Source organism: Lysobacter sp. P5_B12 (assembly GCF_056400425.1).
Genome location: NZ_JBFULG010000003.1, coordinates 216,756 through 231,259 on the forward strand (window position 1 = coordinate 216,756; position 14,504 = coordinate 231,259).

At 65.1% G+C, this 14,504-nt stretch carries 19 protein-coding genes; 3 read left to right on the plus strand and 16 right to left on the minus strand.

Annotated features, from left to right (window positions below):
* Window positions 1-75 precede the first annotated feature (75 nt).
* The 4 genes from AC1DOM_RS07115 to AC1DOM_RS07130 form a co-directional block, all read right to left on the minus strand.
* Window positions 76-1,068: a GlxA family transcriptional regulator gene (locus AC1DOM_RS07115; protein ID WP_498961678.1), complete on the minus strand. Its 993-nt coding sequence runs from the start codon at window positions 1,066-1,068 to the stop codon at window positions 76-78.
* Between the two features lie 20 nt (window positions 1,069-1,088).
* Window positions 1,089-2,180: a DJ-1/PfpI family protein gene (locus AC1DOM_RS07120; RefSeq protein WP_498961680.1), complete on the minus strand. Its 1,092-nt coding sequence runs from the start codon at window positions 2,178-2,180 to the stop codon at window positions 1,089-1,091.
* A 115-nt stretch (window positions 2,181-2,295) separates the two neighbouring features.
* The gene (locus AC1DOM_RS07125) at window positions 2,296-2,487 is read right to left on the minus strand and encodes a hypothetical protein (protein ID WP_498961682.1); all 192 of its coding nucleotides are present in this window, start codon (window positions 2,485-2,487) and stop codon (window positions 2,296-2,298) included.
* Window positions 2,487-2,783, minus strand: a complete 297-nt coding sequence (locus AC1DOM_RS07130; protein WP_498961684.1) for an XAC0095 family protein — start codon at window positions 2,781-2,783, stop codon at window positions 2,487-2,489. The genes AC1DOM_RS07125 and AC1DOM_RS07130 overlap by 1 nt, the downstream gene beginning before the upstream one ends.
* A 403-nt stretch (window positions 2,784-3,186) precedes the next feature.
* Between AC1DOM_RS07130 and rlmB the strand changes: the two genes are divergently transcribed.
* From rlmB to AC1DOM_RS07145, 3 genes are read left to right on the plus strand one after another with little or no spacing between them, the layout of a single operon-like run.
* Window positions 3,187-3,930 carry a 23S rRNA (guanosine(2251)-2'-O)-methyltransferase RlmB gene (gene rlmB / locus AC1DOM_RS07135; protein ID WP_498961686.1) on the plus strand — a complete coding sequence of 248 codons (744 nt, stop codon included), beginning with the start codon at window positions 3,187-3,189 and terminating at the stop codon, window positions 3,928-3,930.
* On the plus strand, window positions 3,927-4,196 hold the full coding sequence (locus tag AC1DOM_RS07140; protein WP_498961688.1) for a CBU_0592 family membrane protein: 270 nt from the start codon (window positions 3,927-3,929) through the stop codon (window positions 4,194-4,196). Before rlmB ends, AC1DOM_RS07140 begins: the two co-directional genes overlap by 4 nt.
* Entirely contained in the window at window positions 4,193-4,489 is a 297-nt protein-coding gene (locus AC1DOM_RS07145; RefSeq protein WP_498961690.1) for a hypothetical protein, read from the plus strand. Before AC1DOM_RS07140 ends, AC1DOM_RS07145 begins: the two co-directional genes overlap by 4 nt.
* Window positions 4,490-4,504: 15 nt before the next feature.
* Here the strand turns inward: AC1DOM_RS07145 and AC1DOM_RS07150 are convergent, their stop codons facing one another.
* From AC1DOM_RS07150 to nth, 12 genes are all read right to left on the minus strand, one after another.
* Window positions 4,505-4,825 carry a DUF6984 family protein gene (locus tag AC1DOM_RS07150; RefSeq protein ID WP_498961692.1) on the minus strand — a complete coding sequence of 107 codons (321 nt, stop codon included), beginning with the start codon at window positions 4,823-4,825 and terminating at the stop codon, window positions 4,505-4,507.
* Window positions 4,800-5,426 (minus strand): ribonuclease T, encoded by a 627-nt coding sequence (gene rnt, locus AC1DOM_RS07155; protein WP_498961943.1) that lies wholly within the window; start codon window positions 5,424-5,426, stop codon window positions 4,800-4,802. The genes AC1DOM_RS07150 and rnt overlap by 26 nt, the downstream gene beginning before the upstream one ends.
* 72 nt (window positions 5,427-5,498) lie before the next feature.
* On the minus strand, window positions 5,499-6,236 hold the full coding sequence (locus AC1DOM_RS07160) for an HvfC family RiPP maturation protein (protein WP_498961694.1): 738 nt from the start codon (window positions 6,234-6,236) through the stop codon (window positions 5,499-5,501).
* Window positions 6,229-7,047 (minus strand): HvfB family MNIO-type RiPP peptide maturase, encoded by an 819-nt coding sequence (locus tag AC1DOM_RS07165; RefSeq protein WP_498961696.1) that lies wholly within the window; start codon window positions 7,045-7,047, stop codon window positions 6,229-6,231. The genes AC1DOM_RS07160 and AC1DOM_RS07165 overlap by 8 nt, the downstream gene beginning before the upstream one ends.
* Before the next feature lie 7 nt (window positions 7,048-7,054).
* The gene (locus tag AC1DOM_RS07170; RefSeq protein WP_498961698.1) at window positions 7,055-7,489 is read right to left on the minus strand and encodes an EF-hand domain-containing protein; all 435 of its coding nucleotides are present in this window, start codon (window positions 7,487-7,489) and stop codon (window positions 7,055-7,057) included.
* A gap of 117 nt (window positions 7,490-7,606) precedes the next feature.
* On the minus strand, window positions 7,607-8,302 hold the full coding sequence (gene phoU, locus AC1DOM_RS07175) for a phosphate signaling complex protein PhoU (RefSeq protein WP_498961700.1): 696 nt from the start codon (window positions 8,300-8,302) through the stop codon (window positions 7,607-7,609).
* The gene (gene pstB / locus AC1DOM_RS07180; RefSeq protein ID WP_498961702.1) at window positions 8,299-9,114 is read right to left on the minus strand and encodes a phosphate ABC transporter ATP-binding protein PstB; all 816 of its coding nucleotides are present in this window, start codon (window positions 9,112-9,114) and stop codon (window positions 8,299-8,301) included. The genes phoU and pstB overlap by 4 nt, the downstream gene beginning before the upstream one ends.
* A 38-nt stretch (window positions 9,115-9,152) precedes the next feature.
* Window positions 9,153-10,019 (minus strand): phosphate ABC transporter permease PstA, encoded by an 867-nt coding sequence (gene pstA / locus AC1DOM_RS07185; protein WP_498961704.1) that lies wholly within the window; start codon window positions 10,017-10,019, stop codon window positions 9,153-9,155.
* The gene (pstC, locus tag AC1DOM_RS07190; RefSeq protein WP_498961706.1) at window positions 10,019-10,990 is read right to left on the minus strand and encodes a phosphate ABC transporter permease subunit PstC; all 972 of its coding nucleotides are present in this window, start codon (window positions 10,988-10,990) and stop codon (window positions 10,019-10,021) included. The genes pstA and pstC overlap by 1 nt, the downstream gene beginning before the upstream one ends.
* A 112-nt stretch (window positions 10,991-11,102) precedes the next feature.
* On the minus strand, window positions 11,103-12,239 hold the full coding sequence (gene pstS, locus AC1DOM_RS07195) for a phosphate ABC transporter substrate-binding protein PstS (protein WP_498961708.1): 1,137 nt from the start codon (window positions 12,237-12,239) through the stop codon (window positions 11,103-11,105).
* A gap of 205 nt (window positions 12,240-12,444) precedes the next feature.
* Window positions 12,445-13,725 (minus strand): OprO/OprP family phosphate-selective porin, encoded by a 1,281-nt coding sequence (locus AC1DOM_RS07200; protein ID WP_498961710.1) that lies wholly within the window; start codon window positions 13,723-13,725, stop codon window positions 12,445-12,447.
* A gap of 98 nt (window positions 13,726-13,823) precedes the next feature.
* Entirely contained in the window at window positions 13,824-14,504 is a 681-nt protein-coding gene (nth, locus tag AC1DOM_RS07205; RefSeq protein WP_498961712.1) for an endonuclease III, read from the minus strand.

The window sequence follows — 14,504 nt, forward strand, 5'->3', positions numbered from 1 at the left end:
AGTGGGCTTTCGCCCGAGCGTTCACTGGGGGCTGCAAAGCGAGCTTTGCAGGTAGCCGATCGTTTTCGGGAAGCGTCAGGCCACGTCGCCCGCCAACGCATGCTGCGAGAAGCGCGCACGGTAATCCGTGGGCCCGACGCCGAGTTGCCGCTGGAATGCACGACGAAGCGCCTGCTCGTCGATATAACCTGCCTGCGCCGCAACGGCCTTCAACGGTAATGCCGTCTCCTCCAGGGATCGGCACGCCGCTTCCAGGCGCATCGCATCCACCGTCTTCGCCGGCGTGCGCCCGACGTTCGCCGCGTAGGTGCGCGCGAAGGTGCGCGGGCTCATGCCCATGCGTTCGGCGAGCAGTTCCACCTGCAGGTCGCCGCGCAGGTTGGCGGCCATCCATGCGTGCAGGTCGGCGAAGCGTGCGTCCTTGCTGGTCTGCGCCTTCAGCGGCACGCTGAATTGGGATTGGCCGCCGGCGCGCTTTACGAAGACGACGAGTTCGCGCGCGGTTTCGATGGCGATGCGATGTCCGTGGTCTTCTTCGATCAAGGCGAGCGTGAGGTCGATGCCTGCGCTCACGCCGGCCGAGGTCCAGATCGCGCCGTCCTTGACGAAGATGCGGTCGGCGTCGACGTCGATCGCGGGGAAGCGTTCGCCGAGTTGGTCCGCCCAATGCCAATGCGTGGCGGCGCGGCGGCCGGCGAGGAGGCCGGCTTCGGCGAGGACGAATGCGCCGGTGCAGACCGAGGCGACGCGGCGCACGGAGGACGCGGTTTCGCCGACCCACTTGGCTAATGCAGACGGCGCTTCGAAGCGTGAGCCTGCGCAGCCGCCGGGCACGATCAATGTATCGACGCGAATCGCATCGAGCGAATCCACGGGATCTGACATCACCTGCAATCCGCAGCCTGTCGTGATCGGCCCACCGTGCACCGACACGACGTGCACGTCGTAGCGCTGATCCGGCCTGACGAGCCGATTGGCCGTCGCGAGCGCCTGCAGCGGTCCACTCAGGTCCAGCAGGTTCATGTGGTCGTAGGTGGTGACGGCCACCACGCGCGCGGCGTTCGACATTGCACTCTCCCGGGCAGCGCTCATTCGGCCGCCGGCGCCCAAGGGTACTCAAAGTCGATCGCAACGCCCTGTGCAGTCGAACGGCCGTAGCGGCCTTCGATGGCAGCCAGGACGGCGTCGAAGAGTGGCACGCCTGCGCTGGCCGTCACGGCGGCGATGGCGTGTTGCATGTCGGTTGGGCGCGCGCTGTCGGAGAGCCAGACGAGGCCGGAGCGGCTGCGCACCTTCTGCGTGGGGGAGATGCCATACGCCTGGCTGCGCCCGGTGCGCGACCAGGCGTCGGCGGTCAGTGCCACCGCGATGTCGTCCATGCCGTCCTGCAGCGGCAGGCCGAGTTTTTCGTTGGAGTGGAACCACTTGTTGGTCGCGTTGGTTTTTGCGAGGGCGACGAGGTTGCCCATGTGGGGTTTGAAGGTGTCGCTGTTGTGTTGCGTGGTCCAGGACGTGACGCCGAATTGCGCGGCGACGGCCAGGGCTTTGTCGTGGCCGGCGATGGATTCGAGCAGGGCGAGCGATGCGGGGATCGCGGCGCTGATGCCTGCGCTCGAGGCGAGGCGGCCATCGACGATGTAGCGGGTGTTCGAGACCCACGTCACTTCCGGGTAGGTCTTCCGGCGGTAGGACTCGGTCGCCCAATGGGCCGTCGCGCGGTGGCCTTTCAGCAGGCCCGTGGCGGCGACGACAAGGGCGCCGTCGCAGATGCTGACGATGGTGGCGCCCTTCGCATTCTGTTGGTTGATCCAGGCGAGGAGGGCGGGGTCGTCGCGATGGACGACGGCGGGGACGATGACGTAGTCGGCGCCTTCGGGGTAGCGGGTGTCGAAGGTGTTGGTGTCGAGGTCGGGTTGGAGGTGGAGGGCGGGGCGCATTGTCATTGCGCCGGGTTGTGTGGCGACTGCGTAGGTCTCGACTGCGCCGGAGCGTTGGAGGACGGCGTAGGGGATGACGAAGTCGGTCAGTTCGGTGCCGGCGTTGTGGCCGATGACGGCGACTACGGGTTTGGTGTGGCCGTGTTGCGGGGTGTAGGGGGCGAAGTGTTCGTCGGCGTGGGCCGGGAGGGTGGCGACGGCCAGGGCGAGGGCGGTGGTGCGGAGGAAGTTGAGGCGGGACATGGGGGCGGCACCTAGGAGGGGCCTTCAATTTGCCTGCCCGACCTGCGTGTCGTGCGCCAATGAACTGTCAATTCCTGCCAAGTTGGTGCGCGGAGGAAAGCCCGCTCGAAACCGATCAGTGCGCCGCCCGAACGTGTGAAGTTCCAGATTTTTTTGGGAAAAAAATCTGAAACTCCCCACGCTGGGGCATCACCTTGCGGGTCGCTTCGATCAGGGGGCTTTCGCCCGAGCGGGCATTGGGGGCTGCAAAGCGCAGCTTTGCAGGTAGCTGATCGGTTTCGGGATGCGAAAGCGCGGGGCGCTGCATCAATTGAGTTTGCGGCGGATGCGGGTTGCCGGCTTGTTTGGTCGCGACTTTGGGCCTTCGCCGGCGAGGTAGGTGGCGTCGATGATTGCGTCGAGTTCCTTCGACAGGTTGGAGAAGTACCAGCCCAGGGAATTCGGGCGCAGGATCGCGTCGTAGTTGCTGGCGTTGGTGCCGGGTTCGGTCAGGTGCGCCATCAAGCGGACGAAGTAGGCGATCTGCACGAGCGAGAAGTGCGCGGGCTCAGGGATGGCGAGGACTGCGGTGCTGGTGCGAGGGTCGTGAAGATCTTTGGACATGGCAACCTCCTGGACTGGAAGGACTTGCGTCGCAAATGCGACGCAAGGTGTCGGGAGGTAGAAAACCGCTTGATGTCGGCGGACGTATTTCCTCTTGCGAGGTCTTGTATTCCGGCCCCTCCCGACGCAGGAGGAGCGCACTGCATTGGACGTCATCAAGAGGAGTTTCTAGCTCCGTGCCGAATGTTGCCGACCAATGGCAGCGCAAGAAATCAGACGCGAACGCGTTGCGCGTCCGACGAATCAACAGACTTCCATCATTGCTCGTTCGCGACGGCGGGTTTCTTCTTGCGCTGAGCTCGGCGATAGCCCGCCTTCTCGACGGCTTTGTCCCCGGCTCGTCGCTGGCGAGGTTTTGGCCATGTGGAGACCCGTGTGGGAGCTCTGCGGCACAATAGGCCCCATGAACAAACAATCCCAATGGATCGCCGGCATCAATGCCGTCGCTTCGGCCGTCGAGCACGACGGCGAGAACGTGCGGGAGGTCCTCCTCGAGGCCAATGCCAAGAACCCGCGCATCACCGAGATCGAAACCCAGGCCCGGCGGCTCGGGATCGAGGTGCGGCGGGTGGCGCAGAACGCGCTCGACGGGGTCGCCGGTGGCTTGCGGCACCAGGGGGCGGTCGCGCGGTATGCGGCGGCCAAGACCTGGGGCGAGGATGAGTTGGAGGGGTTGGTCGAGGCCGCGGCGGGGAAGGCGCTCGTGTTGGTGCTCGACGGGGTGCAGGATCCCCACAATCTCGGCGCGTGTCTGCGCAGTGCGGCCGCTGCGGCGGTGACTGCGGTGGTGATTCCGAAGGACAAGGCGGTGCAGGTCAACGCGACGGTGCGCAAGACGTCGGCGGGTGCGGCGGACAGTATTCCGGTCGTGCGCGTGACCAATCTCGCGCGGTGCCTGCGCGATCTGCAGCAGCAGGGTGTGTGGATCTACGGGTTGGCGGGCGAGGCCGAGGCGTCGCTGTATTCGATCGACATGAAGGGCAATGTCGCGTTGGTGCTCGGTGGCGAGGCCGATGGCCTGCGCCGGTTGACGCGCGAGCATTGCGATCAGTTGGTGCGCATTCCGATGCCGGGCGAGTTCGAGAGTCTCAATGTGTCGGTCGCCACGGGCGTCGCATTGTTCGAAGCAGTGAGGCAGCGGCTGTGAATTTCGCCTGGTACGACGTGGTCGGGTTCGCGGGGACGCTGATGATCCTCGCGGCGTTCGCGGCGCAGCAGATGGGCAAGATGCGCGGGGATGGGGCGACGTATCAGTTGCTCAATCTGTTCGGCGCGCTGGGCATCCTCGTGTCGTTGATGGGGTCGTTCAACATCTCGGTGTTCGTGCTCGAGAGTACGTGGGTGTTGGTGAGTGCGTATGGGTTGTGGCGGTCGCGGAGTTTGCGGGCGCGTGCGAGCGCGGCGGACAGGTGAAGGGGCTGAGTCCAGCGCTGGAAGTCGCGCTCTACGTCATTGCCGGGTTTGTGCTGGCCTCGATGGTGCTGCGCAATCGGGTGATCTCGTGGCTGCATCGGACCGGCCGGTTCGAAGAGGCAGGGAGGCCGCCAAGGCTTTTCTACGGGGGCTCTCTTCCCATGCGCTTGCTGTGGGAGTCGTGGCGTTTCGAGCCCGCTGACCGCTTGTTGATCCGCGCCTATTTCGCGACGGAGATCACTGGGTTGGTCGGGATGCTCGTCGTTTGGCTCGTGTGGTTCTTTAGCCGGTAAGTTCCGCGAAGTCGGCTAGAAGCGATTCGGGATGCGAATGAGCGGGCTTTGATCGACCTTCCAGACATCGAGCTCGAATAGGACGCCGGATCTGTCCACGTTCAATGTGGCACTGACCACCACGCCGTCGGCGTCATCAAAGAGCACTTCAGCGACTTCCTTGCCGAACATTTGCCCGGGCGACGCGGGCAGGAAACGCAGGCTGCCCATCCCGCCGTCCTCCATCGGTTCGACCTTCACTTGGTCCAACCATTCGAAGGGAATTTCAAATCCTTGTGCGCGTTCGATCAGCGCACGGATCAAGCCTTTCTCAGCTGACGTGAGCTGTCGTTCCATCGTCGCGGCTCCCCATGCCGATCCCCCACTTGTTCGCCACGCTGCAGAACAACGCCGCTGTCTTCTCCGCGTCGTACACCGCCGAGTGCGCTTCCTCGCCGTTCCATTCCATTCCGGCGGCCTGCACCGCGCGCGCGAGCACCGTTTGCCCGAAGGCCACGCCACCCAGTGTCACCGTGTCGAACACGCTGAAGGGGTGGAAGGGGTTCCGCTTGTGTTGCACGCGGGCCACTGCGGCGTTGAGGAAGTTGAGGTCGAAGTGGGCGTTGTGGCCGACGAGAATCGCGCGCTGGCAGTTGTGTTTGCGCACGGCGGCGCGCACGGCGGCGAAGACGTGGTCGAGGCCTTCTTTTTCGTGTTTGGCGAAGCGGAAGGGGTGGTCGAGGACGATGCCGGTGATTTCGAGCGACTTGGGGTCGATCGCCAGGCCGGGGGCCGGGATGAAGTGGGAGCTCGCGACTTCGCCGGGGATGTAGCGGCCCTGGGCGTCGAGGTCGATCGGGATGACGGCCATTTCGAGCAGGGCGTGTTTCTGCCAGTCGAAGCCGCCGGTTTCGACGTCGACGACCACGGGCAGGTAGCCGCGGAAGCGGTCGGACATGCGGCGGAAGGCGGGGGCCTCGCTGCCGGGTTCGGTGGCGGGCGGGGTGTCGGACTGCGTCATCGCGACAGCCTAGCAGCGCGGCACGGTTCCCAGCAGCACGCCTTGGGTATGGAGGTCGCGGAGGGTGGCTTCGCCGTCTTGCAGGAAAGCGGCCGGGTCGGGAGCCTGGGCTTGCGTGGCGAGGGTTTGCAGGAGGTTGCGGCCGCTTTCGGTCGTGTTGGTTTCGATCGATGCGAGCAGGGCGAAAGTGACGGGCGACAGGGTGGAGAAGTGGACGTCGCCTGCGGGGTCGCGATGGAGCAGGAGGAGGGTGGGTTCCGCCGGCGGTGCATCGGGTTGGAAGTCGGGGCCGATGCGATGGACGGGCCAGGTGTAGGCGAGGGGCCACGCGTGCGGGGAGGCGACGGGGATGGCGTCGAGAAGGTTGCCGCTCGGGTCGTGCGGCGGAATCGGTGCGTCGGAGATCGACAGCGCCAGTTCCGCGTATTCGTAGTGGGCGAGTTCGGGGAGCCAGCCATCGCGCGGCGACAACCATTCGACGAATTCGTTGCCGACTTCGGTGAACAGCGGTGTTTGCGCGCGATGGGTTGCGTAGAACGCGCGAACGAGTGCGCGCCAGGCGTCGTCGCCCAGTGTCTTGCGGATCACGGGGAAGTTGGACGCCAGCAAACTCTGGAGGCTGTTGAAGAACAGATCCCGGTAAATCGCCATGCGCCGGTCTTCGATGCCGTCGGGCGCGGGGTTGTTCGCGGGATCGCGCACGTGCGCCGCGAACGCCAATTGCTGTTGTCGCAATGTGTCAGACATGGCGACGCTGGATTTCGCGAATCCGTTCGACTTCCGCGAGCAAGACGTCGAATGCCGGGAAGTTGAAGTCGCGTTCCAGCAGCGTCGGCCGCACGCCGTGCAAGGCGTACGCGTGGTCCAGCAACGCCCACACATCGTCCTTCACCGGCGCGCCGTGCGTGTCGATCTTCAGGTCGTCGGCTTCGTCGTAATGCCCGGCGATGTGGTACTGCGTGACGCGCGCCGTCGGCATCGCGGCCAGGAAGGCGCGCGCGTCGTAGCCGTGGTTGATCGCGTTGACGTAGACGTTGTTGACGTCGAGCAGCAGATCGCAATCGGCGTCGTCGAGGACGGCGTTGACGAAGTCGGCTTCGTCGAGCGCGCGCTGCGGCGCTGCGTAGTAGCTGACGTTCTCGATCGCGATGCGGCGCCTTAGGCGATCCTGCACGCGGCGGATGCGGTCGGACACGTGGCGCACGGCCGCGTCGGTGAAGGGGATCGGCATCAAGTCGTACAACTGGCCGTCGTCGCTGCAGTAGCTCAGGTGTTCGCTGTAATGCGAGATGCCGCGGCCGTCGAGAAACGCGCCGATGCGATCGACAAATCCGTCATCGAGCGGCGCAGGCCCACCCAACGACAGCGACAACCCATGGCACGTGATCGGATGCCGCGCTGCGAGCGTCGCGAACCGGTCGCCCAATCGCCCGCCCACGCCGATCCAGTTTTCCGGCGCGCATTCGAGGAAATCGAACGCACCCATCGAAGCGTCCTGCAGCGCGCCCATGAGAGCGCGCCGCAGGCCGAGTCCCGCAGATGCGGCAGGCAATGCCATCACGCGATCACGCGCTGGCGCCGCACTTCCCTTCGCCGCACTTGCCTTCTTCCATCATCTTGCCCGCGCCGCCGGAGCCGCCCATGTGGGCTTCCATTTCCTCGGCGGTGATGAAGCCGTCGCTGTTGGTGTCGTGCGAGGCGAACTTGCTGTCGTCGTTGTCGTGCGCGGCGGCGAACTCGGCCTTCGACACCTTGCCGTCCTTGTCGCTGTCCATCTTCGCCACGCCGCACTTGCCTTCTTCGGCCTTCATGCCGGTGTCGGCGGTTTTCTTCGCTTCGGCGGCCTTGTGGTCGGCGCCGCACGAGCCTTCGGCCACGGCCGAGTCCGATGCCATGTAGCCCGTCGACAAGGGCTGCATCGCGAACGCCGAACCGGTCAGCACCAGTCCACCTGCGAGCGCGGCACTCAGGGCCAGGGGGGATTTGATCTTGCTGGACATACGCATCTCCATGACGCGGCTTGGCCGCAGGGGCGAGCAGGCGGGCAATGATGCCTGAGCTCGGGGGAGATACGCAGGGGGCAGGGGCGCGGATGCGGCCCCTGCCACAGGTCATGGTCAGCTATTGGTCGCGTCGCGCTTTTCCCGCGGCGGCAAGGGTTCTTCGCCATGCACCAGGAACCAGATGTTCTCGGCGATGTTGGTCGCGTGGTCGCCGATGCGTTCCAGGTTCTTCGCCATGAACAGCAAGTGCGTGCACGGGGTGATCGCGCGCGCGTCTTCCATCATGTAGGTCAGCAGTTCGCGGAACAGGCCGGTGTACTGCGTGTCCAGTTCCGCGTCGCGATTGCGGACGCGCTGGGCGGCTTCGGCGTCGCTGTCGCGGTAGGCGACGATGACATCGCGCACCTGTTCCAGCGCCAGGCGGCCGAGGGCATCCAGACCGCGCGTATGCGGCAGCGGCGGCGAGAGGTTCAGCGCGCACGAACGCTTGGCGACGTTGGCGGCATAGTCGCCGATGCGTTCGATGTCGGAAGACACCTTCAACGCGGCCAGGATCGTGCGCAGGTCGCGCGCCATCGGGCCACGCAGCGCGAGCTTCATCACGCCGTGGTCGATCTCGCGCTCGATGGCGTCGATCGCTTCGTCGTTGGCGACGATGCGTTCGGCGGCCTTGTCGTCGCGGCGTTCCACCACGTCGAGCGCGGCTTCCAGCTGCGCCGCGGCCATCGTGCCCATGCGCACGATTTCGTCGAGCAGGCGGCGTTGTTCTTCGTCGTAGCTCTTGACGATGTGGTCGTGGACCTGGTTCATCCGAAACGCCCCGTGATGTAGTCCTCGGTCTGTTGCTTCGAGGGGTTGGAGAAAATGACTTCCGTCGTGTCGTGTTCGATCAGGTCGCCCAGGTACATGAAGGCCGTGTAGTCCGAAACGCGCGCAGCCTGCTGCATGTTGTGGGTGACGATGAGGATCGTGTAGCGCTGCTTGAGTTCTTCCACCAGCTGTTCGATGCGGCTGGTGGAAATCGGGTCGAGCGCGGAAGTGGGCTCGTCGAGCAGCAACACGTCGGGGCGCAGGGCCACGGCGCGCGCGATGCACAGGCGCTGCTGTTGGCCGCCGGACAGGCCCAGCGCGCTCTGCTTCAGCTTGTCCTTCACCTCGTCCCACAACGCGGCCTGGCGCAGGGCTTCTTCGACGCGCGCGTCCATGTCGGACTTCGACAGGCGCTCGTGGTGGCGGATGCCGTAGGCGACGTTCTCGTAGATCGTCATCGGGAACGGCACGGGCTTCTGGAACACCATGCCGACCTTGCTGCGCAGTCGGTTGAGCGGGTACTTCGGGTCGAGCACGTTCTGCCCGTCCAGCAGCACTTCGCCCGAGGCGTATTGCTTGGGGTACAGCGCGTAGATGCGGTTGAAGATGCGCAGCAGCGTGGACTTGCCGCAGCCCGACGGCCCGATCAGCGCGGTCACGCGATGCTCGGGGACCTCGAGGTGGATGTTCTTCACCGCGTGGAACTTGTCGTAGTGGAAGTCCAAACCGCGCGCGGCGAGCTTGATCGGCGAGACGGTCGCCAATGTGTTGTCGCGTTGCGGGGTGGCGACGGCGATGCGTGCGTCGTTCATGTCCGGGGTCCGCTGGAAGAGCGTCATAGAGGGAAGGATCAGTCGTGGACCATGCGCGAGCGGGAGACGATCGCGCGGGCGGCCAGGGAAACGAGCAACACGAAGGCGGTCAGCACGAACGCGCCGGCCCAGGCGAGCGTGTGCCAGGCCTCGTAGGGGCTCATGGCGTATTGGAAGATCACCACCGGTACGTTAGCCATCGGCTGTGACAGGTCGGTGGTCCAATACTGGTTGTTGAGTGCGGTGAACAGCAGGGGCGCGGTTTCGCCGGAGATGCGGGCCAGCGCGAGCAGGATGCCGGTGACGATACCCGGCAGCGAGGCGCGATAGAGCACCTGCACGGTCACCTTCCACTGCGGCACGCCGAGCGAGAGCGCGGCCTCGCGCATCTGCGCGGGTACCAGGCGCAGCATTTCATCGGTGGTGCGCACCACGACCGGCAGCACGATGAAGGCGAGCGCGATCGCACCGGCCAGCGCCGAGAAGTGCCCCATCGGCGCGACGACGAGCGTGTACACGAACAGGCCGAGCACGATCGACGGCGCCGACAGAAGGATGTCGTTGATGAAGCGGATCGTTTCGCCCAGGCGCGCGGTGAAGCGCGTGCGTGCGAACTCGGCGAGGTAGGTGCCGGCGAGCACGCCGATCGGCGCACCGAACAGCACGCCGAGCAGGCTCATCGCCACGCTGCCGAAGATCGCGTTGAGCAGGCCGCCGTCGTCGCCGGGCGGCGGCGTCATCTTGGTGAAAAGATCCAGGTCGAGTGCGGCGATGCCGTTGGTCAGCGTCGTCCACACGATCCATGCCAACCAGAACAGACCGAAGATCGTCGCGGCCGTGGCGAGCACCTGCGCGGTGAGGTTCTTCGCGCGGCGGAACTTGTAGAGGGTTTCCATGCTGGCCATCAGTTGCCTTCCTTGCGCGACAGCTGGCGGAGCATCAGGCGCGCGATGGTCAGCACGGTGAAGGTGACCAGGAACAGCACGAAGCCCAGCGCGATCAGCGAGCTGCGATACATCTCCGAATCGGCTTCGGCGAATTCGTTGGCGATGGTCGCGGCGATCGAGTTGCCGGGCATCAGCAGCGATGCGGTGAGCTCATGCGCGTTGCCGAGCACGAAGGTGACCGCCATCGTTTCGCCGAGCGCGCGGCCCAGGCCGAGGAAGATGCCGCCGATGACCGCCGAGCGCGTGTAGGGCAGCACCACGTCCCACACCACTTCCCAGCGCGTGGATCCGAGCGCGTACGCCGATTCCTTCAGGCGGCCCGGCACGGTGAGGAACACCTCGCGCATGACCGAAGCAATGAAGGGGATGACCATGATCGCGAGCACCAGGCCCGCGGTTCCCATGCCCAGGCCCAGCGGCGGGCCGGAGAAGAAGCGGCCGACCAGCGGCAGCGTGCCCATGTGTTCGTCGACCCACGGATACACGTGCTCGGAGAACACCGGCACCAGGACGAACAGGCCCCACATGCCGTAGATGATCGAGGGGATGCCGGCGAGCAGTTCGATCGCCGCGCCCACGGGGCCGCGCAACCATTTGGGCGCGATCTCGGTGAGGAACATCGCGATGCCGAAGCTCACCGGCACGGCGATGAGCATGGCGACGAAGGCGGTGACGAGCGTGCCGTAGATGGGCACGAGCGCGCCGAAGGTCTGGTTCACCGGGTCCCAGACGTCGGTCCACAGGAACTTCAGGCCGAAGGTCTGGAAGGCCAGCCGGCCGCCCCAGAACATCGAGAAGGCGGCCGCGATGAGCGAGACGAGCACGAACACGCCGGCCGTGCCGACGATCCAGGCAAAGGTGCGGTCGTTGCGGACGTCGCGGGAGGAACGCGCGTCGGAAAGATCAACGGGCAGGGCGATGGAATTCATGGTCGGTAGCGTGTGGCAGTTCCGTGACACGCGGATGACAGGGTGCCGGGCAAAAAGAACGCGGGCATTGCGCCCGCGTTCTTGGAGGTCCGGAGGAGGGCCGGAGCCTTTTTCAGTACTTCAGGTTCTGCGACCAGTACGCTTCGATCTGCTTCACCAGGTCGTCCGGCAGCGGCACGTAGTCGAGCTTCGTCGCCGACGCATCCCCGTTGCTGTAGGCCCACTCGAAGAATTCCTTCGCGTTCTTCGCACCGGCCGCGTTCTTCGGCTGCTTGTACATCAGGATGAAGTTGGTCGCGGTGATCGGCCAGGACTGCGCGCCCGGGGCGTTGGTCATCACCAGATAGAAGTCCTTCGCGTTCGCCCAGTCGGCGCTCGCCGCGGCGGCCTGGAAGCTGTCGTTGCTCGGGTTGATGAAGTTGCCCGCGGCGTTCTTCATGCGCGAGTAGGTCATCTTGTTCTGCAGCGCGTAGGACATCTCGACATAACCGATGCCGCCGTTGATCTGCTTGACGTAAGCAGCGACGCCTTCATTGCCCTTGCCGCCGATGCCGCCCGGCCACTTCACGGCCGTGCCTTCACCGACCTTGGTCTTCCACTCCGGGCTGACCTTGGACAGATAGTTGACGAAGTTGAACGTCGTACCCGAACCATCGGAGCGATGCACGATCGTGATCTTCTTCGCCGGCAACTTCAGGCCGCCGTTGATTTCGACGATGCGCGGATCGTTCCACATCGTGACCTTGCCGAGGAAGATGTCGGCCAGCAGCGGACCGTCGAGCTTCATCGCACCGGCGGCGACGCCCGGCACGTTGATCACCGGCACCACGCCGCCGATCACCGAGGGAAACTGCGCCAGCCCGAACTTCGCGAGTTCTTCCGGCTTCAGCGGCGCATCCGACGAACCGAAGTCCACCGTGCCGGCCTTGATCTGGGCGATACCGCCGCCCGAACCGATCGACTGATAGTTCACTTTCTTCTGCGTAGCGGCGGCGTAATCGGCCGACCACTTCGACATGATGGGATAGACGAAGGACGCGCCCGCGCCCGTGACGTCGGCGGCGTGGGCGGACGCGGCAAAGCCGCCGGCCAGGACGATTGCCAGCGACAGTGCGGTGGTGCGGAGCGGAGCGAAGTAGGACACGAGTGTCTCCTGGAGGGATATGCACGAGCGACGTCGCCCGGATGCGTGCATTCCATAACCGTTGCGTGACACTCGGATGTTGGGGATATGACAACGGTGTGACATGGCGTCCGCCATTCAGAGCGGCAACGATCGGGGCAGTGCGAAGCTTGCTTCGCACCGGCAAGTGAATGCCCGGGCGGAAGGCCCCGAGCGAGAGCCAACGCTCGAAAGGTGATGCGCGAAAGCGGAGGGTGGAGCGCTTTCAAAAGGCCAAAAGAAAAGGCGCGACCAACCGGCCGCGCCTTCCGTTGACCCGTGGGGAGTCGAATTACCAGTAGAACTGGATGCGCGCTTCCAGGATGTTCGGCTTGTCGTCCACGACCCGGTTGAACACGCGATTGTTGTTGATCGCATCCTCGGCATACGTCGCCGACGTCGTGCCGATGTACTTCGAGCTATCGACGATCACATAGTCCAGCATGAACTTGAAGTTCGAACGCCAGTACCAGTTCACCCCGAGCGTCCACGAATCCATCTCGCCGCCGAGCGCGCCGACGACCTTCGGGCTCGAAGTCGGGGTGGAACCCGGGACCACCGCGCCGTCGTTCAGATCGATCGTGTCGTAACGCAGGCCCACCTGCCACATGCCGCCGGCCGGATTGTTCGGCAGCGGGGTGGTCGGCACGCCGTTCTTGTAACCGAACGACTCACCCGTGATGTTCCAGAGACCGGAGATGTACGCACCGTCGGCCGAGTAGGTATCGGCATTCGGGCCGAGACCGTAGCGATCGGTTTCCGTCTTCATGTACTCGCCCTGGACCTTGAACGGGCCGTGCGCCCAGAACGATTCGAAGCCGAAGGTCTTGTTGCGGTCGGTGTTCTTCATGTCGGACGTGTCGATGATGCGGTTCGACAGGTCGGCTAGCGGACGCGCGCGCCAACGGGCGGTGTCGCCGAAGGTGTCGTATTCGTTCCACGAAGCGCCGAGGTGGAGGATGTTGCCGTTGCCGTTGATCGGCGCCCAGTAACCGCGGACGCCCCAACCCGGGCCGTGCGGCGTCGGCGAGGGATGCTCGGTCAGTTCGCGGGTGAACATGCTGGCCTGCAGCGCCCAGTTGTTGTCGCCGTACTGGTACATGCCGCCGAGGCGACGCGCCACGCCGAAGGTGTTGGTGATCGAGGCCTTGGCGATGAAGTCGTTGTTCTTCGTCGAGGACAGCTCTTCCAGCGACATCAGCTGCTTGTACTGGCCGAGCTGCACGAAGTGGTTCGGGTTGCCGCCGAACTTGTACCTGGCGTTGACGTCGAGCCACTTGTCGGCCTTGGCGTCGTAGCCCATGACCCACTCGAAGTTGCCCGGGCCCTTGCCTTTCAGCACGAGCTCGGCGCGGCGCATTTCGTAGTCGCCGTCGCGGCCGTCGGGGCCGTCGGCGTTGAGCAGCGCGAAGTCGGCGTCATACCAGTACAGGTCGGCCTGGACGAGGCCTTCGAAGGTCACTTCGGAGTCGCCGATCACGTCGATGGCGACTTGGGCCTTCGCGGCCGGGGCGGCGAAACAACCGATGGCGCCGAGCAGCGCGAGGGCAAGGGTGCTGCGGGTCAGATTCATGGCGGGCCCTTCTGGGCGGGTGGTGGATGAATGCCGCGCAGCGTAGGGCGTGAATCTTTCGTTATTGTGACAAGTTGCGCCCACATGACATTCGGGCGTCATTCCAGCTCGGTTGTCTTCTCCTTGTAGCGGCAGAGGTCGCGAATGGGGCAGGCCGGGCAACGCGGCTTGCGCGCGATGCAGGTGTAACGGCCGTGGAGGATCAACCAGTGGTGCGCGTCGTGCAGGAATTCGGGCGGCACCACGTGCAACAAGTTGTCCTCGACTTCGCGCACGTCCTTGCCTGGCGCCAGGCCTGTGCGGTTGGATACGCGGAAGATGTGGGTGTCGACGGCCATCGTCGGCTCGCCGAAGGCGGTGTTGAGGACGACGTTCGCCGTCTTGCGGCCCACGCCCGGAAGCGCTTCCAGCGCCGCGCGGTCGCGCGGCACCTGGCCGTCGTGTTCTTCCAGCAGGCGGCGGCTCAGCGCGATGACGTTGGCGGCCTTGGTGTTGAACAGGCCGATGGTCGCGATGTAACGCTTGAGTTTTTCTTCGCCGAGTTTCGCGATCGCCGCCGGCGTGTTGGCGACGGGGAAGAGCTTGCGCGTGGCCTTGTTCACGCCGACGTCGGTGGATTGCGCGGACAGCACGACGGCGACGAGGAGTTCGAACGGCGTCTTGAACTCGAGTTCGGTGGTGGGGTGCGGGTTGAGTTCGCGCAGGCGTGAGAAGAGTTCGACGATCTGCGGTTTGGTCAGGAGCGTTCGGCGGGCGCGCCGTTTCTTTGCGACTGCCAC